Here is a 24510-nt window from a genome sequence, read left to right on the forward strand (position 1 = left end):
ACCGGCCGTTCGCGCGACCTGATCTTCTCGCCCCAGTGGGAGGGCAGGGGGCCGCGCGGCAACCTGATCCGCGTTGACGGCGCGCTGATCCCGTCGATCCTGCGCGTGCCCTTCGGCTATTGGGAGGCGAAGGACGAGAAGGACGACCTCGACCGCGAGATCGCCGCCAAGCTCGCGCGCGGCTATCCCGACGACAACATCATCTACGAGGACACGCGCACCGCGGTGCTCCGCCAGGACGGCAAGGAGGTGCTGCGCGTCGACATGCGCGACGACGACGCCGGGCTGCTCCGCCTGCTCGACGCCTTCTACGCATACGAACGCCCCGAGCTGACCGAGTTCCGCACCGCCTCGGCCAAGTTCCGCGAGAACCTGCCGCAGGTGCTCGATGCGCTGCGCCACGCGATCGGCGAGGCGGAGGCGCGCTCGTCCGACTTCGCCCGCGCCCGCGCCGATTTCCTCGCCCATGCCAAGCAGGCGATCAACCCGGCCGTCACCGACGACGACGTGCGCGAGATGCTGATCCAGCACATCCTCACCGAAGAGATCTTCGCGTCCGTTTTCGACAACGCGCAATATCACCGAGAGAACAACGTCGCGCGGCGGCTGGGCGAGCTGGAGGCGAAGTTCTTCACCGGCGCACTTCATCACGCGACCAGACAGGTACTCAGCCCCTATTACGGCGCGATCCGCCACGCCGCGACCGGGCTGGCCGACCGGCGCGAGAAGCAGACGTTCCTCAAGAAGCTCTACGAGGATTTCTACAAGGTCTATAACCCCGCCGCCGCCGACCGGCTGGGCGTGGTCTACACCCCCGGCGAGATCGTCCGCTTCATGGTCCGCGGCGCGGAATGGCTGACCGAGAGGCATTTCGGTAGGACGCTGGCGGACGAGGGCGTCGAGATCCTCGATCCGGCGACCGGCACCGGCACCTTCATCGTCGAACTGATCGAGCACATGCAGGGTGCCGGCCGCGAGCGGCTGCGCGCCAAATATACGCGCGAGATGCACGCCAACGAGGTCGCGATCCTCCCGTACTACGTCGCCAATTTAAACATCGAGGCGACCTTCGCGGCGATCGACGGCCAGTATGCCGAGTTCCCCGGACTCGTCTTCGTCGACACGCTCGACAACACTGCGGGTCTCGGCGTCTACAAGGGGCATCAGGGCGACATGTTCGGCGGCATCGCTGACGAGAACCTGGAGCGGGTCAGGCGCCAGAACGCTGCCAAGATCAGCGTCATCATCGGCAACCCGCCGTACAACGCCTGGCAGTCCGACTATAACGCGCGCAACCCCAACCGCCCGTACAAGCGCGTCGACGACCGCATCGGCCAGACCTATCGTCGGCTGTCGCGGGCGCAGAACACTAATTCGCTTTCCGACATGTACGTCCGCTTCTGGCGCTGGGCGTCGGACCGGCTGCGCGACGACGGGGTGATCGCCTTCGTCACTAACCGCAGCTTCATAGATTCAGTAGCGTTCGACGGTTTTCGTCAGGCTGTGGAAAGTGAGTTTGAAGAGGGATGGATTGTCGATCTCGGAGGTAATCTGCGTTCGAGCGGCGTTGCTGGAGGCGCGAATGTTTTCGGCATAAAGGTTGGCGTAGCGATTAGCTTCTGGGTAAAGCGTAAAGCGATGAAGCGTAAGCACACCCTGCGCTATGCTCATCTCTCCGCAAATCTATCTCAGGCGGAGAAGCTTGCGACGCTAGGGAGCCAAGAACTGGATGGTACTGATTTCAGAATTGTCCAAACTGATGGAAACGGATACTGGCTCTCAGCCGAGCACGCAGATTGGGGCAGCTATCTTCCCTTATCTGACCCCACGGTTGGTCCTGGCGATGTGGCAAGCAGCGCTGTTGCAGCAATCTTTAGGTTGTCATCGAACGGTGTTAAAACACAGCGCGACGATTGGATGTGGGCAGACAATCGTGCCTCGCTTACGCAAAAGACTAAGCGGCTAATAAACTCCTACGAAAAGGCTCGGAGGGACGTCGGTTCGACGAATAATACCTTAATAAAGTGGGATACCGAACTAGAACGACACTTAGCAAATGGAACGCGAATCGTCTATGACTCATCTCATGAAACCTCTGGGATGTATCGTGCATTTACGAGAAAGTGGTTGTATCTGGAGAGTCATCTGGTCGCCCGGCCATACCGCATTCCATTTATGTTCAAGGGTAAAATTCCCAATCAAGCCATTACAGTAGATGGCATGGCAGCGGACTACTTCTGTACACTAGCCGTCAATAAGCCCTTTGACAAAGGTCTAACGAAAACCGGAAATGGCAACACGCGAGGGGTAACCCGCTACCGCTACACCAAGTCCGGCGACCGCGTCGACAACATCACCGACTGGGCGCTCGCCCGCTTCCGCGCGCACTATGCCGATCCGGCGATCACCAAGGACGACATCTTCGCCTATTGCTACGCCGCGCTCCACGATCCGGTGTACCGCCGCGTCCACGCCGACGATCTCCGCCGCGAGTTCCCGCGCGTGCCGCTCAACCCCGATTTCGCCAGGTGGCGTGATTGGGGGCGGACTTTGCTCAAGCTCCACATCGACTATGAGAAGGCGAAGCCGTTCGCGCTCGACCGCGTCGACACGCCCGACGCGAAAGGCCGCGCGCCGTCTCCCAAGCTGAAGTCGGTGCCGGAGGACGGCACGGTCTTGGTCGACACCGCGACCCGCCTCACCGGCATCCCCGCCGACGCCTGGCGCTACCGCCTCGGCAATCGCTCCGCGATCGACTGGGTGCTCGATCAGCACAAGGAGAAGAGGATCAAGGACCCGACCGTCGCCGCGAAGTTCGACACCTATCGCTTCGCCGATCACAAGGAGGCGATGATCACGTTGCTCGCCAAGGTGGTCCGCGTCAGCCTCGAGACGCTCGCGATCACCGATGCGATGGCGGCGCTCGACCGAGGCGGCTGACCCGCGATTGCTCTGTTGAACCATCTGCGTCACCCTCCCGGCTCGCTCCTTCGCATCGTCATATCCCCCTCGGCTCTCCCGGCGCGTCCCGGTCGAGTACGGGTCGCGTTCCAGTCGCGCCGGTGTCGCGTTCCCGGCGCGAACCCGTCGCGTTCCTGCCGGGTGCGGCCCGATCTCGCCGTACGGGCCTCAACCGCCTCAACCTGTCTCCCGCTTGCGCTTCGCCGCCGCCCACGCCACGTCGCTCCGCATGACCGACACCCTCGCCGATCCGCTCGCGCTCCCGCCGTTCCCCGATCTCGTCCCCGATCGGATCGTCCCCGCCGTCCGCGCCGCGATCGCGCAAGCCGAGGCGGTCGTCGCCCGGCTCGTCGCCGACACGCCGACCGACTTCGCCGACGCCTGGCTCCCCTACGAGCGCGCCGAGACCGCGATGGACGCGCTGTGGTCGGCGGTGTCGCACCTGCACGGCGTCGCCGACACGCCCGAACTCCGCGCCGCGCATGCCGAAGGGCAGGCGCTGCTGGTCGAGCATGGCATGGCCGTCGCGCAGAACCGCGACCTTTACGAGGTGCTCGTCGCGCTCGAAGCCTCGCCCGGCTTCGCCGATCTCGCGACCGAGGATCGCGTCGCCGTCGAGCGCGCGCTCCGCGGCTTCCGCCTGTCCGGCGTCGCGCTGGACGACGCGGCGCGCGAGCGCTTCAAGTCGATCAGCGTCGAGCTGTCGCAGCTCTCGACCGAGTTCGGCAGCGCCGTTCTCGACGCGACCGACGCCTGGAGCGAGACCGTCGATGAAGCAGCGCTCGGCGGCGTGTCCGATGCCGACAAGGCGATGTTCCGCGCCGCCGCCGAAGCGAAAGGGGAGGCGGACTACCGCATCACGCTCCAGCACCCGAGCGTGCAAGCCGTCCTGACCTTCGCCGAAGATCGCGAGCTCCGCGCCCGCCTCTACGCCGCCCACGCCACCCGTGCCTCCGATCAGGGGCCGCACGCCGGCACGTTCGACAACGGCCCGCGGATCGCCCGCATCCTCGAACTGCGGCGCGAGGCGGCGGCGCTGCTCGGCTTCCCCGATCCGGTCGCCTGGTCGCTCGAGACGAAAATGGCGCCCGACGCCGGCGAAGTGATCGCCTTCCTCCGCGATCTCGGCGCGCGCGCCAAACCCGCCGCCGAGCGCGACCTCGCCGAACTCCGCGCGTTCGCCGCCGCCGAGCTGGGGATCGACGATCTCCAGCCCTGGGACACCGGCTTCGCCGCCAACCGCCTCCGCCAAGCGCGCTACGCCGTCGACGAGCAGGCGGTGCGCGCCTACTTCCCGGTCGAGCGGGTGGTCGAGGGCTGGCAGGCGCTGCTGACCCGCCTCTACGGCATCCGCCTCGCCGAGCGCTCGGACGTTCCGCTCTACCACCCCGACGCGCGCTACTTCGACGTGTCGGACGAGAGCGGCGAGGTGATCGCGGGCCTCTACCTCGATCTCCACGCACGCCCCGGCAAGCGCGGCGGCGCCTGGATGGCCGAGGCGCGGCCCCGCCTCCACGACGGCAATGCGGTCCGCGTGCCCGTCGCCTATCTCGTGTGCAACTTCGCGCCGAAGGGCGACGGCCAGCCTTCGCTGCTCAGCCACAACGACGTGACGACGCTGCTCCACGAGACCGGCCACTGCCTCCACCACCTGTTCACCCGCGTAAACCGGCCGAGCATCGCCGGCGTCAGCGGCTTCGAATGGGACGCAGTCGAGCTGCCGAGCCAGCTGATGGAGGATTTCGCCTGGGATCGGGACGTCCTCACCGCCATGTCCGGCCACCGCGAGACGGGCGCGCCGCTGCCCGGCGACCTCTACGACAAGATGGTGGCGGCGCGCCGCTTCCAGTCGGGCCTGTTCATCGTCCGCCAGGTCGAGTTCGCGCTGTTCGACATCCTGCTCCACCTGGGCACGCTCGGCTCGGATCCGATGGAGGTGCTGAACGCCGTCCGCGACGAGGTGGCGGTGATCCGTCCGCCGGAGTGGACCCGCTTCCCCCACGCCTTCAGCCACATCTTCGCGGGTGGCTATGCCTCGGGCTATTACAGTTACTTGTGGGCCGAAGTGCTGGCGGCGGACGGCTTCCGGATGTTCGCGGAAGCCGGGCTGGTCGATCGCGCGACCGGCGACCGCTTTCGCGCCGAGGTGCTGGCCAAGGGCGCGACCCGTCCCGCCGCCGAGAGCTTCCGCGCCTTCCGCGGCCGCGATCCCGATCCCGCGGCGATGCTCGAACGCCACGGGCTCGCCGAGGCGGCATGAGCGTCCTCGTCCTCACCACCGGCGGTACGATCGACAAGCTCTACTTCGACGCGCTGAGCGAGTTCCAGGTCGGCGACAGCGTCGTCTCGCGAATCTTCGCCACCGCGCGCGTCTCGCTGCCCCACCGCGTGGTCGAGCTGATGCGCAAGGACAGCCTGGAGCTGACCGACGACGACCGTGCCGCGATCCGCGGAACGGTCGAGGATGCCGAGGAGACGCGCATCGTCGTCACTCACGGCACCGACACCATGACCGACACCGCGGCGGCGCTGGCCGGGATCGCGGGCAAGACGATCGTGCTGGTCGGCGCGCTCGCCCCGGCGCGGTTCGCCGAGTCGGATGCGAGCTTCAACCTCGGCATGGCGCTGGCCGCGGCGCAGGTCGCCCCGGCCGGCGTGTGGATCGCGATGAACGGCACAATCTTTCGCGGCGACCGCGTCCGCAAGGATCGCAAGAAGGGCGGCTTCGTCGCGGTGGGCTGAGCGGCGCGATCAGGACCGCTCCGCCAGCTCCTTGTTGATGCCGAGCGCCGCCAGCGTGCAGATCGCGCCCGACAGCAGATAGGCACCCGCCGCGAGCAGCCCGAACCGGCTCGCCAGCACCAGCGCGACCAGCGGCGCGAACGCCGCCCCGACCAGCCAGGCGAGGTCGGAGGTCAGCGCCGCCCCGGTGTACCGCCGCGCGGAGGCGAAGTTGGACGCGACCGCGCCCGACGACTGGCCGAATGCGATCCCGAGCAAGGTGAAGCCGGTGACCATGAACGCCAGCTCGCCCATGTCGCCGCCGTTGAGCATCTGCGGCGCGAAGCCGGAGAAGACCGCGATCCCCGCCGCCGAATAGCCGAGCAGCGAGCGCCGCCCGATCCGGTCGGCGATCCGCCCGGAGACCAGCACCGCGACCACCCCGACGACGGCGCCGAGGATCTCGATCGTCAGGAAGCGCTCGGGCGGCTGCTTGGTGTAGAGGAACACCCAGGACAGCGGAAACACCGTCACCATGTGGAAGAGCGCGAAGCTGGCGAGCGGGGCGAACGCGCCGATGACGATGGTCCGCCAGTCGCCGCGCAGCGTGGCGATGGCCCCCGACGGCTCGAGCTCGCGGCTCTCGAACGCCTTGGCGTAGGACGGGGTCGTGACCATGCGCAGCCGCGAGAACAACGCGACGACGTTGATGGCGAAGGCGACGAAGAAGGGGTACCGCCAGCCCCAGTCGAGAAAGTCGGCGGTGGACAGGGTCGACAGGAAATAGGCGAACAGTCCGGAGGCGACGATGAGGCCCAAGGGCGCGCCCAGCTGCGGGATCATCGCATACCAGCCGCGCCGGTTCTCGGGCGCGTTGACCGCCAGCAGCGAGGACAGCCCGTCCCAGGTGCCGCCCAGCGCGATCCCCTGTCCGACCCGGAACAGCACGAGCAGGGCCGCCGACCAATGGCCGATCGACTCGTAGCCGGGCAGGAAGGCGATCAACACCGTCGAGGTGCCGAGCATGAACAGCGCGATCGTCAGCTTGACGCCGCGCCCCAGTGCCTGGTCGACCGCGAAGAAGATCACCGAGCCGATCGGCCGGGCGACGAACGCCACGCCGAAGATCGCGAACGAGTAGAGCGTCCCGGTCAGCCGGTCGAGGTAGGGGAAGACCAGCAAAGGAAACACCAGGACCGAGGCGATCGCATAGACGAAGAAGTCGAAGAACTCGCTCGTGCGGCCGATGATGACGCCGATCGCGATCTCGCCGGGCGAGATGTCGTGCCGCGCGTTGATCGCGCGCGCATCGCGTTCGGCGTGGTGAGAGGCGGTCTGGGCGGTCATGTGCTATCCTCTGCCGACGGGAACAACGCCGCTGGCGACACGTCGGATGCACGAATAGCCGCGATCGCGGGATTGGACAAAATGTCCAATGTCGCGGCGCAGCATGAAGGGGTTAGGGACGCGCCATGCCCGTATCCGGTCACACTCTACGCCGCGCCGCCCGCCTGCTCGCTCCCGCCGCGCTCGCCCCGCTGCTCGCCGGATGCGGGTTGGAGATGACGGTGCTCGATCCCGCGGGCGACGTTGCGCTCCAGCAGCGCAACCTGATCATCTTCTCGACCGCGCTGATGCTGCTGATCGTCGTGCCGGTGATCGTCGCCGCGCTGGTCTTCGCCTGGCGCTACCGCGCGACCAACGAGAGCGCGACCTACGAGCCGGACTGGGACCATTCGGCCCAGCTGGAGCTGCTGATCTGGTCGGCGCCGCTGCTCATCATCATCTGCCTGGGCGCGGCGACCTGGACGGGGAGCCATCTGCTCGACCCCTATCGCCCGCTGGGCCGGATCCAGAAGGGCGTGAAGGTTCCCGAACGCCTCAAGCCGCTCGACGTCCAGGTCGTCGCGCTCGACTGGAAATGGCTGTTCATCTATCCCGAACAGGGGATCGCGACCGTGAACGAGCTGGTGGCGCCGGTGAACCGCCCGATCCGCTTTCGCCTGACCTCGACGTCGGTGATGAACACCTTCTACGCGCCGACGCTGGCGGGGATGATTTACGCGATGCCGTCGATGGAGACGAAGCTCCACGCGGTCGTCAATCGTCCGGGCAATAGCTGGGGAATGTCCGCGAACTACAGCGGCGCCGGGTTCAGCCACATGCGATTCCGCTTCTTCGCGCGCAGCGAGAAGGGCTTCGACGATTGGGTCGCGCGAGTGAAGGCGGGCGGCGGCGCGCTGGACCGCGCGACCTATCTCCGGCTCGAGAAGCCGAGCGAGAAGGCGCCGACCACCCGCTACGCCGCGATCGACGCAAGCGTCTTCGATGCGGTGGTCAATCGCTGCGTCCGGCCGGGCACGCGCTGCATGTCGGACGTGATGCGCATGGACCGCCACGACCCGTCGTCGATCGAGCAGACCCCCGGCGGCGGCGCACCGGGCTATCGCGAGACCCGCCCGCTGACCGGGGGCGACGCCGGCGAGAGCGGGTCGAACCCCCGCGACGTCCAGCAGCGCTCCGGCTTCACGCCGGCCGACAACACCACGCTCTAGAGAGCATCCGAACCATGACCTCTTCACACCCCGCCGTCAGTCCGATCCTCGGCCGCTTCACGCTGGAAGCGCTGCCGCTCCACGAGCCGATCGTGGTCGCCACCTTCGTCGGGGTCGCGCTGGGCGGCGCCGCGCTGCTCGGCGCGATCACCTATTTCAAGCTGTGGGGCTACCTCTGGAAAGAGTGGTTCACGAGCGTCGATCACAAGAAGATCGGCGTCATGTACATGGTGCTCGGCATCGTCATGCTACTGCGCGGCTTCGCCGACGCGATCATGATGCGCGGCCAGCAGGCGATCGCGTTCAACGGCTCGGAAGGTTATCTGAACGCCCACCACTACGATCAGGTGTTCACCGCCCACGGCGTCATCATGATCTTCTTCGTGGCCATGCCGATCGTGACCGGGCTGATGAACTTCGTGGTGCCGCTACAGATCGGCGCGCGCGACGTGTCCTTTCCCTTCCTCAACAACTTCAGCTTCTGGATGACCGCCGCGGGCGCGATGGTCGTCATGACCAGCCTGTTCGTCGGCGAGTTCGCCCAGACCGGCTGGCTGGCCATGCCGCCGCTGTCCGAACTCGATTTCAGCCCGGGCACCGGCGTCGATTACTACATCTGGGCGCTCCAGATCGCAGGCGTGGGCACCTTGCTGTCGGGGATCAACCTGATCGCGACGATCGTGAAGATGCGCGCGCCGGGCATGGGCCTGATGAAGATGCCGATCTTCTGCTGGACGGCGCTGTGCACCAACGTGCTGATCGTCGCCGCCTTCCCGGTGCTGACCGCGGTGCTCGTGCTGCTCAGCCTCGATCGCTACGTGGGGACGTCGTTCTTCACGAACTCGCTCGGCGGCAATCCGATGATGTACGTGAACATGATCTGGATCTGGGGCCATCCCGAGGTCTATATCCTGATCCTGCCGCTGTTCGGGGTGTATAGCGAGATCACCTCGACCTTCTCGGGCAAGCGGTTGTTTGGCTATACGTCGATGGTCTACGCCACGCTGGTCATCACCGTTCTCGCCTATCTCGTCTGGCTGCACCATTTCTTTACGATGGGGGCGGGCGCGAACGTCAACGCCTTCTTCGGCATCACGACGATGATCATCTCTATCCCGACGGGCGCGAAGATCTTCAACTGGCTGTTCACGATGTACCGCGGGCGCATCCGGTTCGACGTGCCGATGCTGTGGGTGATCGCGTTCCTGGTCACCTTCCCGATCGGCGGGATGACCGGGGTCCTCCTGGCGGTGCCGCCGGCGGACTTCGTCCTCCACAACTCGCTGTTCCTGGTCGCGCACTTCCACAACGTGATCATCGGCGGGGTGCTGTTCGGGGCGTTTGCGGCGATCAACTATTGGTGGCCGAAGGCGTTCGGCTTCCGCCTGGATGCGACCTGGGGCAAGCGCAGCTTCTGGCTGTGGGTGGTCGGCTTCTACGTCGCGTTCATGCCGCTCTACATCCTGGGTCTGATGGGCGTCACCCGCCGTCTGAGGGTGCTCGACGATACCGCATGGCAGCCGCTGTTCATCGTCGCGGCGTTCGGCGCCGCGCTGATCGCGGGCGGGATCGCGTGCATGCTGATCCAGTTCTACGTCAGCATCCGCGACCGCGAGGCGCTGCGCGACGAGACCGGCGATCCTTGGCAGGGCCGGACGCTCGAATGGTCGACCTCCTCGCCGCCGCCCGCGTACAATTTCGCGTTCACGCCTGTGGTCCATGATCTGGACGCCTGGGCCGACATGAAGGCGCGCGGCTATCAGCGGCCGGTCGGCGGCTTCCGCGACATCCACATGCCGTCGAACACCGGGGCGGGCGTCATCCTCGCGGGATTGGCCATGGTCTGCGGGCTGGGCTTGATCTGGTACGTCTGGTGGCTGGCGGCGCTGAGCTTCGCCGGGCTGCTCGCGGTCGCGATCGGGCACACGTTCAACTACAAGCGCGACTTCCACATTCCCTCAGCGGAGGTGACCGCGGTCGAGAATGCGCGCACCGCGCAGCTGGCGGAGGTCCGGGCATGAGCGGCCACGCCCTGAGCGGGGATTACGACCCCGACGTCTTCCACCTCGCGGAGGAGCCGCACCATCCGGAGGGGTCGAGCACGATGCTCGGCTTCTGGATGTACCTGATGAGCGACTGCCTGATCTTCGCGATGCTGTTCGCGACCTACGGCGTGCTCGGCACCTCCTACGCCGGCGGGCCGGGACCCAGGCAGCTGTTCGAGCTGCCGCTGGTCGCGCTCAACACCTCGATGCTGCTGTTCTCGTCGATCACCTACGGCTTCGCCATGCTGGCGATGGCCGACGGGAAGCGCGGGCGGACCCAGGCATGGCTGTTCGTCACCCTGCTGTTCGGGGCGGCGTTCCTCGGCATCGAGCTCTACGAGTTCGGCAACCTCATCCGCGAGGGTCACGGACCCACGCAGAGCGCCTTCCTGTCGTCGTTCTTCACGCTGGTCGGCACCCATGGGCTGCACGTCACGTTCGGCTCGATCTGGCTCGTCGTGCTGATGGTGCAGGTGCAGCGGAAGGGCCTGATCCCGGCCAACCGGCGGCGGCTGATGTGCCTGTCGCTGTTCTGGCACTTCCTCGACGTCATCTGGATCGGCGTCTTCACCTTCGTCTATCTCATGGGGATGCTGCGATGAGCGCGGACACGCACGGCCACGCCGATCACGGCGACGCGCATCACGACGATGGCGCGCCGCACGGCTCGCTCAGGGGATATCTGATCGGGTTCGGCCTGTCGGTCGTCCTCACCGCCGTCCCGTTCTGGCTGGTGATGAAGGGTGCGCTGTCGACCCAGGCGACCGCGCTGCTGATCATGGCCCTCGCCGCGGTGCAGGTGATCGTCCACATGGTCTTCTTCCTCCACATGACGCGCAAGGCGGAAGGCGGCTGGCAGATGATGGCGTTGATCTTCACCGTCGTCGTCGTGGTGATCGCGCTCTCCGGTTCGCTCTGGGTGATGTACCACATGAACCTCAACATGATGCCCGCCGGCGACATGAGCCAGATGGGGTGAGCCCGCGTCGCCGCTGGCCGGCGGCGTTGGCGCTCGCCGTCACACTGGCCGTGTTGCTGGGGCTGGGCACCTGGCAGGTGCGCCGGCTGGCATGGAAGCGCGCGTTGATCGCGCAAGTCGAGGCGCGGGTCCACGCGGCGCCGGTCGCGCCGCCGCTGACGATCCGCGGCAAGGAGGACGCCTATCTCCGCGTGGCGACGGCCGGGCGGTACCTTCCCGGCCGGGACACCTACGTCCGCGCGGTGACCGAGCGCGGCGCCGGCTTCTGGGTGCTGACCCCGCTCGTCGCCGCCGACGGCCGGACGATCCTGATCAACCGCGGCTTCCGCCCCCGGCGCGACGCCGCGCCGGAGCCCGGACCGGCGCGGGTCGCCGGCCTGCTGCGCGTCACCGAGCCGGGCGGCGGCTTCCTCCAGAGCAACCAGCCCGCCGCCGATCGCTGGTTCTCGCGCGACGTCGCCGCGATCGCGCAGCGCCGCGGCGTCGGCCCGGTCGCGCCCTATTTCATCGACGCCGAGACGACCGCCCGCGGACCGCGGGCGCCGATCGGCGGTCTGACGGTGGTGCGCTTCGCCAACAACCACCTCGTCTATGCGCTGACCTGGTATAGCCTGGCGGCGATGACCGGCTACGCCCTCTACCGCCTCCTTCGCCGGTGAGCGACGCGCCCGATATCGCGGGCCACGACGCGCTGCGCCAGTTGATCAACCTGCGCTGGCTGGCCGTGGCCGGGCAGCTCGCGACCATCCTGCTCACCCATTTCGTGTTCGCGATCCGATTGCCGCTGGCGCCGATGTTCGGGGTGCTGGCCGGGCTGGTGACGCTCAACGTGACGACGACGCCGCTGCTGAACCTGGACCGCCCCGTCGCGAACAGCACGATCTTCGCCGCGCTGCTCCTCGACGTCGGGGCGCTGGCGGCGCAGCTATGGCTCTCGGGCGGGGCAACCAACCCGTTCGTGTCGCTGTTCCTGCTTCAGGTGGTGCTGGGGTCGATCCTGCTCGATCGCTGGTCGAGCTGGACGATCGTCGGCGCGACCTGCTTCGCCTTCGCGCTGCTGACCGCGACGCACCGGCCGCTGGCGCTGCCGGCGGCGCTCGGGACGTCCTCGTTCGAGCTCTACATCAAGGGTTCGGTCGTCTGCTTCGCGCTGATCGCGGTGCTGCTGGTGCTGTTCGTGACGCGGATCACGAGCGGCCTGCGCGCGCGCGACGCGCGGCTGGCGGACGTGCGGCGCCAGGCCGCGGAGAAGGAGCATATCGTGCGGATCGGCACGCTCGCCTCGGGGGCGGCGCATGAGCTCGGGACCCCGTTGTCGACCCTGTCGGTGATCCTGGGCGACTGGCGGCGCGTCCCCGCGATCGCGGCGGACCTTGACCTCGCCGGGGAGGTCGAGGAGATGCAGGCGGAGGTCCAGCGCTGCAAGGCGATCGTCACCGGGATCCTGCTCTCGTCGGGCGACGCCCGCGGCGAGGGCTCGGCCGCGACGACGGTGCGCGGCTTCTTCGAGCGCGTGGTGGCGGACTGGCAGGGCGCCCGAGGGGTGGCCGGGATGACCTATGGCGATCGGTTCGGGCGCGACATCCGCATCGCGTCGGATGCGGTGCTTCAGCAGGCGGTGTTCAACCTGCTCGACAATGCGGCGGAGGTCTCGCCCGACGGCTTCGACGTGCGGCTGGCGCGCGAGGGGGAGGCGCTGGTGCTGACCGTGGCCGATCGCGGACCGGGGTTCGCCGAGGAGGCGCTGGCGAACCTCGGGCGACCTTACAACAGCACCAAGCCCCAGCTCGGCCGCGGCCTGGGGCTGTTCCTGGTCGGCAATGTCGCGCGGACGCTCGACGGCGCGCTGTCCGCGCGCAATCGCGAGGGCGGTGGGGCCGAGGTCGAGTTGCGGCTGCCGATCGCCGCGCTGGCGCTGGAGGGTGGAGCATGACCGACCGATCGCTGTTGATCGTCGAGGACGACGCCGCCTTCGCGCGGACCCTCGCCCGTTCGTTCGAGCGGCGCGGCTATCGCGTCAGCGTCGCGCCCGGCCCGGTCGAGATGGAGGCGCTGCTCGGGGCCGGCGCGCCGGCGTTCGCGGTGGTCGACCTGAAGCTCGCCGGCTCCTCGGGACTCGCCTGCGTCGAGCGGCTCCATGCCGCCGACCCGGCGACGGTCGTCGTCGTGCTGACCGGCTATGCCAGCATCGCCACCGCGGTGCAGGCGATCAAGCTGGGCGCGACCTCCTATCTCGCCAAGCCCGCCAACACCGACGACATCGAACGCGCGTTCGGGATGACCGAGGGGTCCGCCGACGTGCCGATCGGCGCGCGGCCGACGACGATCAAGACGATCGAGTGGGAGCGGATCAACGAGATGCTCGCGGAGACCGGCTTCAACGTCTCCGAGACCGCGCGGCGGCTCGGGATGCACCGCCGGACGCTGGCGCGGAAGTTGGAGAAGCGGCGGATCGACTAAGGGGTGGAGCGGGTAGCGGGAATCGAACCCGCGTATTCAGCTTGGAAGGCTGCTGCACTACCATTGTGCTATACCCGCGTACTTCGCTTCCTAGCACCCCGGCCCCTCGCTGTCGCTCGGGAGTTTGCCGGGGTGATCGTCCCCTGGACGATCACTTGACCCGGCAAACTGGTGGAAGGGGCTGGATTCGAACCAGCGTACGTCAGAAACGGGCAGATTTACAGTCTGCTGCCTTTAACCACTCGGCCACCCTTCCACGGGTCGCTCGCCGAAAGCGAGGGCGCCCCATGCCGAACGGGGGCGGCGGTGTCAACGCGGTTGCGGGGGCGCGATCCGCTGACGCATAGCGGTGCCGACGACCAATCCGGAGACCGCCGCGTGCCGACCTTTCGCCTGACCCCGACGGAGCGCCGCTGATGGCGAAGCGCGGGCATCGTCCGTCCCAGACTCCGGGCCAGCGGCCGCGCCTGTGGGGGCGGCACGCGGTGACGGCCGCACTCGCCAACCCCGAGCGCACCGTGCGCAAGGTCTGGGGAACGCAGGAGGCGCTGGCGGCGCTCAACCTGCCGCCGGTGATCCCGGTCGTGCGCGCCGAAGTGACCGATCTCGGGCGGATGGTGCCGGCCGACGCACCGCACCAGGGACTGGTGATCGAGGTCGACCCGCTGGAGGAGGTGTGGCTGGGCGACCTGCTGGACCAGGGGCAGGGGGAGGGCGACCGCAGGCCGCTGCTCGTGCTCGACCAGGTCACCGACCCGCACAACGTCGGCGCCATCCTGCGCTCGGCGGCGGCGTTTGACGCGCTGGGGATCGTGACGCAGGACCGGCACGCCCCGCCCGAGTCCGGGACCGTCGCCCGCGCCGCCTCGGGCGCGTTGGAGACGGTGCCGTGGGTGCGGGTGGTGAACCTCGCCCGCGCGCTCGAGGAGATCGCCGAGGCGGGCTTCTGGCGCGTGGGGCTGACCGGCCACGCCAAACGGACGCTGGGCGAGGTGCTCGGCGAGGGGCGGGTGGCGCTCGTGCTCGGCGCCGAAGGCGAGGGGATGCGCCAGAACACCGAGGCGCATTGCGACGAGCTGGCGAAGCTGCCGATCAGCGCCAAGGTGGAGAGCCTGAACGTGTCGAACGCCGCCGCGGTGGCGCTCTATGCCGTGACAGCGCGGTGAACTCCCTCTCCCCGGACGAAAGAGGGAGAGGCGTTCAATCCTCCGCGGCGACCGTCACCTTCAGCCCGTCGAGCGCCGAGGTGAACTGGATCTGGCAGGAGAGGCGCGAGGTCTCGTTCCGGTCCGAGGAGGATTCGAGCAGGTCGTTCTCGTCCTCGCTCATCGGTGCGAGCTTGCCGAACCACTCGGGATCGACGTGGACGTGGCAGGTCGCGCAGGAGCAGCAGCCGCCGCACAGCGCCAGGATCTCGTCGACGCCGCCGTCGCGGGCGATTTCCATTACCGACAGGCCGACCTCGGCCGCCAACTCTCGTTCTTCCCCCTCGCGCGTGACGACGATAAGCTTGGCCATGTCCTGCTCCCTGAAGATTTGCGTGGTCCATGCCGCGCTGCGGAAGGCTCCGCAATGGGGCTGACCGCCGAACGGCTTCGCCTGGACCTGGATGCGCTTGCCGCGATCGAGCCCGGCTTCGCCGCGGGGCTGGCGCGGGTCGGTTATCCCGAGCCGCGTATCCGCGAACGCGGCTATGCGACCCTGCTGCGCACGATCGTGGGGCAACAGGTCAGCGTCGCCGCGGCCGCATCGGTGTGGCGCAAGCTCGAGGCGCTGGGCGATCCGACCGATCCGACGGTGGTGGCGGGGCACAGCGACGAGGAACTGCGCGCCTGCGGGTTCTCGCGGCAGAAGGCGGGCTATGCGCGGAGCCTGGCCGAGGAGGTGACGAGCGGGCGGCTCGATCTCGCAAATCTTCCGGGTGACGACGAGGCGGCGATCGCGGCGCTGACCCGGGTCAAGGGGATCGGGCGCTGGTCGGCGGAAATCTACCTGCTGTTCGCGGAGGGACGCGGCGACATCTGGCCGGCAGGAGACCTGGCGGTGCAGATCGAGCTGGGGCGGTTGCTGGGTCACGAGGCGCGGCCGAGCGAGGCGCTGACGCGCGAGCTGGCAGAGGCGTGGCGGCCGCGCCGCGGCGCGCTCGCGATCTTCGCCTGGCATCACTACGGCGCGAAGGCGGAGGCAGGCGCGGCGCCGGTGTGAGGCATAGCGCTCGTCGGGGCGACGCAACGGCGGATGAGGATGCGGCGACGCGCGCACCGGATGGTCCGGTGCCTCGATCCACCCAAAGTGGTTTTATTTCTCTTAAAGAGTTGGAAATACCCTCGCGATTATCACGACTTATGCAGGCTGCGGCGCTTGCCAATCCATAGAGAGGGATGTCGATGCCGCGTTCGAGACTGCCCCGGCGCGTGGTCATCGTGGATGACTCGCGAACGGTCCAGGCCCTGCTAGACACTGCATTCAGCAAGCGCAGCGACTTTCAGGTGGTCGGCTTCGCCAGCGACGCCACCACCGCGGGCGAAATGATCCGCCGGCTCTTGCCGGATGTCGTCACCATCGACCTGTGCATGCCCTATCTGGACGGGGCCGCGTTGCTGGAGATCATTCGCGATCTGACGGACATCTGCAAGATCGTCGTCTCGGACCGCTCGCTCAGCAATCTGCTGATGACCGCCAAATTACTGGACGCCGGGGCGTCGGCGTGTCTCGCCAAGAGCCATCTGATCCAGGACACGGCAGGCTTCTTCAAGAAGCTCAACGCGGCGGCGGACGCGCACGAATTGCGGCGCCGCCGCCCGGACCCGGGTGACGGCGCCGCGATCCTCCAGGCGCCGCCAGCCATCGCCTTTCCGGTGCCGCCGGACGAGAGCCCGCGGCTCGATTTCCTCCGCCAACGTCGGCTCGCGAATGCACGGCGCGAGCGACAGCTGGATCTGGTCACCCGGCATGTCGCGAAGGTGACGGCGTTTCCCGCCAGTCTGTTGACCATCATCGACCGCGATACCCAGTGGATCAAATCCGCTTACGGTCTGGAGGTGGAGAGCACGCCGCGAAATCAGGCCTTCTGCAATTACACGATCTCGCAGGGGGGGACGTTCGTCGTCGCGAACGCCGCGACCGACGAGAGGTTCGCCAACAACCCGCTCGTGACCGGTCTTCCGGGCATCCGATCCTACGCCGGCCATCCGGTCGTGAACGCCGCGGGCGTGACCATCGCGGCGCTCTGCATCATCGACACGCGCGTCCGGCCGGTCGCCGGGCACGTCGTCGATCAACTGGCCGGCTTGGCCGAGATCGTCGGTGAAATGATCGACCCGCGGGTCCCGCTCGCCGCCTGAGCGGAGGTCGTGCCGTCGAGCCCGACGGCCCGGGGCAAAGAAAAGCAAACAGCTGTTTGCATTGAGCCCATCGTGCCGCTACGTCGCGCATCGAACCACGCCGAAGGGGACTCCGGTGAGCGACGACAGCGAGCGGCCCACGGACGACAAGCAGGACGCCGACGACCGACCGTCCGGCGAGGCCGAGGAGTCGGGCGGGGGATCTGCCGAAAAGGACGCGGACGACGACGGTGGCGAGGACAAGCCGTCGCTGTTCAGAAGGCCGCTGTTCTGGATCATCCTGATCGTGGTCGTCGCCGCGCTCGCGGTCGGCGGGACGCTGTACTACCTTCATGCGCGACAGTTCGAATCGACCGACGACGCCTTCGTCGACGCGCACATCGTCCGGATCGCCGCGCAGGAAGCGGGGCAGCTGGTCCAGGTCGCGAACATCGACAACCGCCATGTCGAGGCGGGGCAGCTGCTCGCGGTGGTCCAGCCCAACGGCGCGGTGGCGACGCGCGCGGAGGCGGTCGCCAACGTGGGCCAGGCCCGCGCGCAGGCGAGCCAGGCCGACGCCGATATCCTCGCCGCGATCCGCACCCGCGAGCAGGCGGCGGCGCAGTCGCAGGCTCCGCTCGCCAACGCGGTGAAGGCGCGGCAGGACCTCGCCCGCTACGAGACGCTGCTCCGGCTCGATCCGAAGGCGGTGGCGCAGCAGCAGCTCGATCAGGCGCGCGCCGCCGCGCGGGCGATGGCGGCCGAGGCCGCGGCCGCGCGGCGGCAGGTGGCGCAGGCCGATGCCCAGGTCGAGGTCGCCCGGCGGGCGGCGAGGGCGTCGCGAGCGACGATCGGGGCGCGCCAGGCGGCGGTGCAGCAGGCGGACGTGACGCTGGGCAATCTCCGGCTGACCGCGCCGGTCAGCGGGCAAGTGGTCAACCGGCAGGTGAACCTGGGCAGCTACGTCGCACCGGGCGCGCAGCTGATGGCGATCGTCCCCGATACGATGTGGATCACCGCCAATTTCAAGGAGACGCAGCTCGCCGAGATGCGGATCGGGCAGCCGGTATCGATCAAGGTCGACGCATTCCCCAGCGTGGAGTTCAAGGGCCATGTCGACTCGGTCCAGCGCGGGGCGGGGCAGGCGTTCGCGCTGCTGCCGCCGCAGAATGCCACCGGCAATTACGTGAAAGTGGTGCAGCGCGTGCCGGTGCGGATCACCTTCGACGTGAAGAACGGCCCCGATCCGCGGAAGTACCCGATCGGGCCGGGCATGTCGGTCGTGCCGACCGTGAAGGTGCGCTGAGCCCGTGGCCAAATGGGACAAGAGCCGATCGGCGGCCGGCAACTACAACCCCTGGCTGATCGTCGCGATCATCTCGATCCCGACATTCATGGAGGTGCTCGACACGTCGATCGCCAACGTCGCGCTCGATCATATCGCCGGCGGACTGTCGGTCTCGACCGACCAGGCAACCTGGGTGCTGACGAGCTATCTGGTCGCCAATGCGATCGTCATCCCGATCTCGGGTTGGTTGTCCGACGCGATCGGGCGGAAGCGCTATTTCCTGATCTCGATCGCGCTGTTCACGATCTCGTCGCTGGTGTGCGGCATCTCGCAGAACCTGACGATGCTGGTGCTGGCGCGCGTGTTCCAGGGGATCGGCGGCGGCGGGCTGGCCCCGGTCGAGCAGTCGATGCTCGCCGACACCTTCCCGCCGGAAAAGCGGGCGATGGCGTTCGCGGCGTTCGCGATCGTGGTCGTCGTCGGCCCGGTGCTGGGTCCGGTGCTGGGCGGGTACATCGTCGAGAACTCGACCTGGCACTGGATCTTCCTGATCAACGTGCCGATCGGCATTGCCGCCTTCTTCATGGTCGCGACCTTCGTCGACGAGCCCAAGGCGATCGAGCAGGAGCGCAAGAAGAAGCTGAAGGGCGGGCTGAAGATCGATTACATCGGCGTCGCGCTGGTCGCGCTGGGGCTCGGCTGTCTCGAGATCACGCTCGACCGGGGGCAGCGCGAGGACTGGTTCGCGAGCGGGACGATCATCGCCACCGCCGCAGTCTCCGCCACCGCCATCCTGGCGCTGATCGTGTGGGAGCTGAACCACAAGGACCCGGTCGTCGACCTCAAGCTGTTCAAGAACGCCAATTTCGCGGCGACGATCGCGGTGATGACGATCACCGGCGCGGTGCTGTTCGGGACGACGCAGCTGATCCCGCAGCTGCTCCAGTCGGTGCTGGGCTATACTGCCTTCGACGCCGGGCTGGCGCTGACCTTCGGCGGGATCGCGACGCTGGTGGCGGTGCCGTTCGCGGGCAATATCGTGGGCAAGGTCGACGTGCGCTTCATCCTGGGACCGGCGCTGCTGGTCCAGGCGGCGGCGCTGTGGAATCTGGCGAGCCTGAGCGATCAACTGACCTTCGCCGACGCGGCGGTCGCGCGGCTGTATCAGGCGGCGGGGCTGCCGTTCCTGTTCGTGCCGGTGTCGGCGATCGCCTATAACGGGCTGAAGCAATCGGACTCGGCACAGGCGTCGGCGCTGCTCAACGTCGCACGCAATTTGGGCGGATCGTTCGGGATCGCGTTCGCGCAGGTGATCCTGGCCCGCCAGCTCCAGCAGCATCAGTCGGAGCTGGTCGCGGGGCTCAACCCGCTCAATCCGAACTATACGGACTGGCTCGGCAAGGCGGGGCAGGTCGCGCCCGGTGTGCCCGACCCGGCGAGCGGAGCGACGCCCGCGCTGGGGCAGTTGTTCGGCCAGGTTCAGGAACAGGCGGCGATGCTCTCGTTCCTCGACGTGTTCAGGAGCATGATGGTGCTGGTGCTGGTGCTGACGCCCGTCGTCCTGTTCCTCAAACCGTCGAAGAACGTTCAGGGCGGGGGGGCGCATTGATGCGGCGGCTCATCCCCTTCGTGCTGCCCCTTGCGGTTGCAGCCTGCACCGTCGGGCCGAACTACCGCCCGCCCGAGGTCAAGGCGCCGACCGCCTTCGCCGAGCCGCAGCCTGCGGCCGCCGATCCGGTCGACCTGGCGACGTGGTGGCGATCGTTCCGCGATCCGGTGCTCGACGCTCTGGTCGCGCGGGCGATCGAGCATTCGCCCGACATCGATACCGCCGCCTCGCGCGTCCGTCAGGCGCGATTGCAGGAGGTGATCGCAGGCGCGGCGGACAAGCCGACGCTGAGCGCTCAGGCGGGTGCGACCCATATCGAATTGTCGAAGAACGCAGGCTTCTCCTCGCTGATCGAGCAATTCTCGGGCGGCGGGGCGTCGGGCGGCGGCGCGCCGGGCGGGATCACCCTGCCCGGATCGGGGATCACCACCTATTCGCTGGGCTTCGATGCGTCGTGGGAGCTCGACCTGTTCGGCGGCGCCCGGCGCCAGGTCGAGGCGGCCCGCGCGCGGACGGCGGCGGCGGTCTGGACCGGGCGCGACGCGGCGGTCACGCTGGCGAGCGAGGTCGCCTCGACCTACTTCCAGCTGCGGCTCGATCAGCTTCAGATCGACGTGCTCAAGGATGAACTCACGCGCCAGAACCGTGCGCTGGAGATCAGCGGCAACACGGCCAAGGCCGGGCTGGTCCCGCAGAACGACGTCACCCGGCAGCGCGCGTCGATCACCGATATCGAGGCGCGGATGGCGCCGCTCCGGGCGGACGCGACCGTCCAGGTCCATGCGCTCGCGGTGCTGCTCGGGACCGCGCCGGAAGGCTTCTCGGTCGCACCGGGCGATTCGACCGCGGCGGTGCCGGCGGTGCCGGCCGGGCTGCCCGCCGACCTGATCCGCAGGCGACCCGACGTGCGCGCGGCCGAGCAGCGGCTGGCGGCGGCGACCGCGGACATCGGGGTGGCGACCGCCGATCTTTACCCGCGTTTCACGCTGACCGGGATGGCGCAGCTGATCTCCTCGGCGCTGGGCAATCTGTTCACCGGCGACAGCGTCCAGCTGACCGGCAGCGGCCAGGCGATGTTCCCGGTTCTCGACTGGGGCCGGCGGCGCTCGACGGTGAAGCTGCGCCGTGAGGACGCCGAGCAGGCCTATCAGGATTGGCGGCGCACGGTGCTGGGCGCGTACCGCGACGTCGAGGACGCGCTCGGCCGGCTCGCCGCCGAACGCGCCCGCAACGAGGCGCTCGCTCGCGCGGTCAACGATCGGCTGGAGAGCGCGACCGCGATCGAGGCGCAGTATAAGACCGGGTTCGTGGCGCAGGACCAGTTGCTCCAGGCCGAGATCGACGTGCTCGCGGCACGGGAGCGGCAGGCGTCGAGCGACGCCGAGCTGCGTCGTCAGACCGTCGCGCTGTTCAAGGCGCTGGGCGGCGGCTGGAGCGACGCGGGACCCGGACGATGAAGCGCGGCGACGCGACCCGCGAGCGGATCCTGGATGCGGCACGCGCCCTGTTCGGCGAGCAGGGTTTCGAGCGTACGACGATCCGCCAGGTCGCGGCGGCGGCGGCGATCAACCCGGCGATGGTCATGCGCTATTATCGGAGCAAGGAAGGACTGTTCGCCGCAGCGACCGAGATCGACCTGCGGGTCACCGATCTGGTGTCCGTCCCGGAGCACCGACGGGGCGAGACGATCGTCGCGCGCTTCCTCGATCGCTGGGAGGGGCCGGATGCGGGCGAGGAGATGCCGATCATGCTCCGCGCCGCCGCCAGCCACGAGGGCGCGCGCGACAAATACCTGTCGGCGATGGACCGGCAGGTGCGGCCGATGGTGGCGGCGATTTGCGCCGCCGACCGCGTCGAGACCTGCATGGCGCTCTGCTCGACCCAGCTCGGCGGTCTGGCGCTGACCCGCTATGTGCTGCGCGTCCCGACGGTGGTGGCGCTGGAGCGCGACGTGCTGATCCGGCGGATCGGCGCGGTGATCCAGGATTATCTGACGGGAGGCGATCGGTAAGCCGCTCGTTTTAGTCTCTTGATCCGGAGCGCCGCTTCCGCCAGCGTCCGCGCAAACAGCTGGAGAGGGACGGGCATGAAGACGCGGTTCACCGAGACGTTCGGGATCGAGCATCCGATCGCGCAGGGCGGGATGCAGTGGGTGGGGACGGCGGAGCTGGTCTCCGCGGTCGCCAATGCCGGTGGGCTCGGCTTCCTGACCGCGCTGACCCAGCCGACGCCCGAGGCGCTCGCCGCCGAGATCGAACGGTGCAAGGGGATGACGGACAAGCCGTTCGGGGTGAACCTGACGGTGTTCCCGACGATCAACGCGCCCGACTACAACGCCTATGCGCAGGCGATCATCGACGGTGGGGTCAAGGTGGTCGAGACCGCGGGCACGCCGGCTGTCGCCGAGCAATGGGCGATGTTCAAGGCGGCGGGGCTCAAGATCATCCACAAATGCACCTCCGTCCGCCACGCGCTGTCCGCGGAGCGCAAGGGTGTCGACGCGATCTCGATCGACGGGTTCGAATGCGCCGGGCATCCCGGCGAGGACGATATCCCCGGGCTGATCCTGATCCCGGCGGCGGCGGACCAGGTGAAGATCCCGATGCTGGCATCTGGCGGATTTGGCGACGGGCGGGGCCTCGTCGCCGCGCTGGCGCTGGGCGCGGACGGGATCAACATGGGCACGCGCTTCTGCGCGACCAAGGAAGCGCCGATCCACGACGGCATCAAGCAGCAGATCGTCGCCAACGACGAGCGCGCGACCGAGTTGATGTTCAGAAGCTACCGGAACACCGCTCGGGTGGCGAAAAACACCGTCGCGGTCGAGGCGGTGCGGATCGAGCGCGAGGGCCACCCGTTCGAGGCGATCAGCCATCTGGTGAAGGGCACGCGCGGGCGCGAGGGACTCCAGAACGGCGATCCCGAGCACGGCATCTGGTCCGCCGGAATGGTCCAAGGGCTGATCCACGACGTGCCGAGCGTCAAGGAGCTGATCGACCGGATCATGCGCGAGGCGGAAGGGCTGATCCGCGAGCGGCTGGAGCGCGCGCTGGCGGCTTAGGACCGTCATCGTCCGCCCTGAGAGTCTGGACCGCAAATCCTTCCGTTCGTCCTGAGTAGGGGCTGAGGGTAGCGAAGACCCGTATCGAAGGACAGTCTGCCCCAGGTCCTTCGATACGAGCCTTCGACTTCGCTGCGCTTCGCTCAGTCTCTACTCAGGACGAACGGTTGCGGGTGAGGACAACTGAAAGGCGGCAACGTATGCAACTCGCGTGACCTCTCCCATTCAAGCACCCACCGCCCGCCGCCCCTGGTACGCGCACCTCTACCTCTGGGTCCTCGTCGCGATCGCCGCCGGCGCGACAGTCGGGCATTTCGTCCCGGGCAGCGCCGACGCGCTCAAGCCGCTGGGCGACGCCTTCATCAAGCTGGTCAAGATGATCATCGCGCCGGTGATCTTCCTGACGATCGTCACCGGGATCGCCGGGATGCGAGATCTCGGCTCGGTCGGGCGGGTGGCGGCGAAGGCGTTCGCCTATTTCCTGACCTTCTCGACGCTGGCCCTCGTCGTCGGGCTGGTCGTCGCCAACACGGTGCGGCCGGGGGCGGGGCTCAACATCGATCCGGCGACGCTCGATGCCGGCAAGGTCGCGGACTATGCGGCCAAAGCGCATGCGACGACGCTGACCGGGTTCCTGATGGACGTGATCCCGACGACGCTCGTCTCGGCGCTGACTGGCGACAACATCCTCCAGGTGCTGTTCGTCGCGGTGCTGTTCGGCATCGCGCTGACGCTGGTCGGCGAGCGGGGCGAGCGGCTGACGACGGCGCTCGAGGACCTATCGGCGGTGGTGTTCCGGCTGGTCGCGATCCTGATGAAGGCGGCGCCGATCGGCGCGTTCGGGGCGATGGCGTTCACGGTCGGCAAGTACGGCGTCGGCGCGCTCGCCAATCTCGCCGCGCTGGTCGCGACCTTCTATGCGACCGCGATCGTCTTCGTGCTGGTGGTGCTGGGGCTGGTGGCGCGGGTGTGCGGCTTCTCGATCCTGCGGCTGCTCGCCTATCTCAAGTCCGAGCTGCTGCTGGTGCTCGGCACGTCGTCGTCCGAAAGCGCCTTGCCGCTGCTGATCGAGAAGATGGAGGCGGCGGGCTGCCCGAAGGAGGTGGTCGGGCTGGTCGTGCCGACCGGCTACAGCTTCAACCTGGACGGGACCAACCTCTACATGACGCTGGCGGCGCTGTTCATCGCGCAGGCGACCAACGTCCATCTGTCGCTGGGCGAGCAGTTGCTGCTGCTGGGCGTCGCGATGCTGTCATCGAAAGGCGCTGCGGGAGTGACGGGAGCCGGGTTCGTCACGCTGGCGGCGACGCTGTCGATCGTGCCGAGCGTGCCGGTCGCGGGCATGGCGCTGATCCTGGGCGTGGATCGCTTCATGTCGGAGTGCCGAAGCCTCACCAACTTCATCGGCAATGCGGTGGCGACCGTGGTGGTGTCGCGCTGGGAAGGGCGGCTCGATCAAGTGAAGCTCGCCGCAGCATTGGGCGCGGCCTGACGCGGATCGGGAACGA

At 68.1% G+C, this 24510-nt stretch carries 21 protein-coding genes and 2 tRNA genes; 19 read left to right on the forward strand and 4 right to left on the reverse strand.

The window, feature by feature from the left end; all coding sequences use genetic code 11:
- The first annotated feature begins 105 nt into the window (after positions 1-105).
- The 3 genes from AC4GYY_RS15600 to AC4GYY_RS15610 all read left to right on the forward strand — a co-directional run bounded on the left by AC4GYY_RS15600 (position 106) and on the right by AC4GYY_RS15610 (position 5703).
- Positions 106-2940, forward strand: coding sequence for a type ISP restriction/modification enzyme (locus tag AC4GYY_RS15600; RefSeq protein ID WP_491121852.1), 2835 nt, complete (start codon positions 106-108; stop codon positions 2938-2940).
- Between the two features lie 250 nt (positions 2941-3190).
- The gene (locus AC4GYY_RS15605; RefSeq protein ID WP_491121854.1) at positions 3191-5221 is read left to right on the forward strand and encodes a M3 family metallopeptidase; all 2031 of its coding nucleotides are present in this window, start codon (positions 3191-3193) and stop codon (positions 5219-5221) included.
- On the forward strand, positions 5218-5703 hold the full coding sequence (locus AC4GYY_RS15610) for an asparaginase domain-containing protein (protein WP_491121856.1): 486 nt from the start codon (positions 5218-5220) through the stop codon (positions 5701-5703). The genes AC4GYY_RS15605 and AC4GYY_RS15610 overlap by 4 nt, the downstream gene beginning before the upstream one ends.
- 9 nt (positions 5704-5712) lie before the next feature.
- Here AC4GYY_RS15610 and AC4GYY_RS15615 read toward each other — a convergent pair whose 3' ends face one another.
- Positions 5713-7029 carry an MFS transporter gene (locus tag AC4GYY_RS15615; protein WP_491121858.1) on the reverse strand — a complete coding sequence of 439 codons (1317 nt, stop codon included), beginning with the start codon at positions 7027-7029 and terminating at the stop codon, positions 5713-5715.
- Between the two features lie 125 nt (positions 7030-7154).
- Between AC4GYY_RS15615 and cyoA the strand changes: the two genes are divergently transcribed.
- The 7 genes from cyoA to AC4GYY_RS15650 are packed head-to-tail and all read left to right on the forward strand — an operon-like array spanning position 7155 to position 13721.
- Positions 7155-8237, forward strand: coding sequence for a ubiquinol oxidase subunit II (gene cyoA, locus AC4GYY_RS15620; RefSeq protein WP_491121860.1), 1083 nt, complete (start codon positions 7155-7157; stop codon positions 8235-8237).
- Between the two features lie 14 nt (positions 8238-8251).
- Positions 8252-10258 carry a cytochrome o ubiquinol oxidase subunit I gene (gene cyoB / locus AC4GYY_RS15625; RefSeq protein ID WP_491121862.1) on the forward strand — a complete coding sequence of 669 codons (2007 nt, stop codon included), beginning with the start codon at positions 8252-8254 and terminating at the stop codon, positions 10256-10258.
- On the forward strand, positions 10255-10884 hold the full coding sequence (cyoC, locus tag AC4GYY_RS15630; protein ID WP_491121864.1) for a cytochrome o ubiquinol oxidase subunit III: 630 nt from the start codon (positions 10255-10257) through the stop codon (positions 10882-10884). The genes cyoB and cyoC overlap by 4 nt, the downstream gene beginning before the upstream one ends.
- The gene (gene cyoD / locus AC4GYY_RS15635) at positions 10881-11261 is read left to right on the forward strand and encodes a cytochrome o ubiquinol oxidase subunit IV (protein WP_491121866.1); all 381 of its coding nucleotides are present in this window, start codon (positions 10881-10883) and stop codon (positions 11259-11261) included. The genes cyoC and cyoD overlap by 4 nt, the downstream gene beginning before the upstream one ends.
- A complete protein-coding gene (locus AC4GYY_RS15640) occupies positions 11258-11920 on the forward strand; it encodes an SURF1 family protein (protein WP_491121868.1) in 663 nt (220 codons plus the stop codon). Before cyoD ends, AC4GYY_RS15640 begins: the two co-directional genes overlap by 4 nt.
- Positions 11917-13194, forward strand: coding sequence for an ATP-binding protein (locus tag AC4GYY_RS15645; RefSeq protein WP_491121870.1), 1278 nt, complete (start codon positions 11917-11919; stop codon positions 13192-13194). Before AC4GYY_RS15640 ends, AC4GYY_RS15645 begins: the two co-directional genes overlap by 4 nt.
- A complete protein-coding gene (locus AC4GYY_RS15650) occupies positions 13191-13721 on the forward strand; it encodes a response regulator transcription factor (RefSeq protein ID WP_491121872.1) in 531 nt (176 codons plus the stop codon). The genes AC4GYY_RS15645 and AC4GYY_RS15650 overlap by 4 nt, the downstream gene beginning before the upstream one ends.
- A gap of 4 nt (positions 13722-13725) precedes the next feature.
- On the opposite strand, the gene AC4GYY_RS15655 is transcribed toward AC4GYY_RS15650, so the two are convergent.
- Positions 13726-13799, reverse strand: a tRNA-Gly gene (locus tag AC4GYY_RS15655).
- A 91-nt stretch (positions 13800-13890) separates the two neighbouring features.
- Positions 13891-13977, reverse strand: a tRNA-Tyr gene (locus AC4GYY_RS15660).
- Positions 13978-14137: 160 nt separating this feature from the next.
- On the opposite strand from AC4GYY_RS15660, the gene rlmB reads away from it, so the two are divergent.
- On the forward strand, positions 14138-14887 hold the full coding sequence (rlmB, locus tag AC4GYY_RS15665) for a 23S rRNA (guanosine(2251)-2'-O)-methyltransferase RlmB (protein ID WP_491121874.1): 750 nt from the start codon (positions 14138-14140) through the stop codon (positions 14885-14887).
- A gap of 34 nt (positions 14888-14921) precedes the next feature.
- Here rlmB and AC4GYY_RS15670 read toward each other — a convergent pair whose 3' ends face one another.
- On the reverse strand, positions 14922-15239 hold the full coding sequence (locus AC4GYY_RS15670) for a 2Fe-2S iron-sulfur cluster-binding protein (RefSeq protein ID WP_491121876.1): 318 nt from the start codon (positions 15237-15239) through the stop codon (positions 14922-14924).
- Between the two features lie 54 nt (positions 15240-15293).
- Here AC4GYY_RS15670 and AC4GYY_RS15675 point away from each other — a divergent pair, with 54 nt between their 5' ends.
- The 8 genes from AC4GYY_RS15675 (at position 15294) to dctA (ending at position 24494) form a co-directional block, all read left to right on the forward strand.
- On the forward strand, positions 15294-15926 hold the full coding sequence (locus AC4GYY_RS15675) for a DNA-3-methyladenine glycosylase family protein (RefSeq protein ID WP_491121878.1): 633 nt from the start codon (positions 15294-15296) through the stop codon (positions 15924-15926).
- A 176-nt stretch (positions 15927-16102) separates the two neighbouring features.
- Positions 16103-17065: a response regulator gene (locus AC4GYY_RS15680; protein WP_491121880.1), complete on the forward strand. Its 963-nt coding sequence runs from the start codon at positions 16103-16105 to the stop codon at positions 17063-17065.
- Positions 17066-17180: 115 nt separating this feature from the next.
- Positions 17181-18350, forward strand: a complete 1170-nt coding sequence (locus AC4GYY_RS15685; protein ID WP_491121881.1) for an HlyD family secretion protein — start codon at positions 17181-17183, stop codon at positions 18348-18350.
- Positions 18351-18354: 4 nt separating this feature from the next.
- Positions 18355-19941: a DHA2 family efflux MFS transporter permease subunit gene (locus AC4GYY_RS15690; protein WP_491121883.1), complete on the forward strand. Its 1587-nt coding sequence runs from the start codon at positions 18355-18357 to the stop codon at positions 19939-19941.
- Positions 19941-21398 (forward strand): efflux transporter outer membrane subunit, encoded by a 1458-nt coding sequence (locus tag AC4GYY_RS15695; RefSeq protein ID WP_491121885.1) that lies wholly within the window; start codon positions 19941-19943, stop codon positions 21396-21398. Before AC4GYY_RS15690 ends, AC4GYY_RS15695 begins: the two co-directional genes overlap by 1 nt.
- Positions 21395-21952: a TetR/AcrR family transcriptional regulator gene (locus tag AC4GYY_RS15700; RefSeq protein ID WP_491121887.1), complete on the forward strand. Its 558-nt coding sequence runs from the start codon at positions 21395-21397 to the stop codon at positions 21950-21952. The genes AC4GYY_RS15695 and AC4GYY_RS15700 overlap by 4 nt, the downstream gene beginning before the upstream one ends.
- A 75-nt stretch (positions 21953-22027) precedes the next feature.
- Positions 22028-23002 carry an NAD(P)H-dependent flavin oxidoreductase gene (locus AC4GYY_RS15705; protein ID WP_491121889.1) on the forward strand — a complete coding sequence of 325 codons (975 nt, stop codon included), beginning with the start codon at positions 22028-22030 and terminating at the stop codon, positions 23000-23002.
- Between the two features lie 211 nt (positions 23003-23213).
- Positions 23214-24494, forward strand: coding sequence for a C4-dicarboxylate transporter DctA (dctA, locus tag AC4GYY_RS15710; protein ID WP_491121891.1), 1281 nt, complete (start codon positions 23214-23216; stop codon positions 24492-24494).
- Positions 24495-24510 lie beyond the last annotated feature (16 nt).

Source organism: Sphingomonas sp. SP6 (assembly GCF_058313435.1).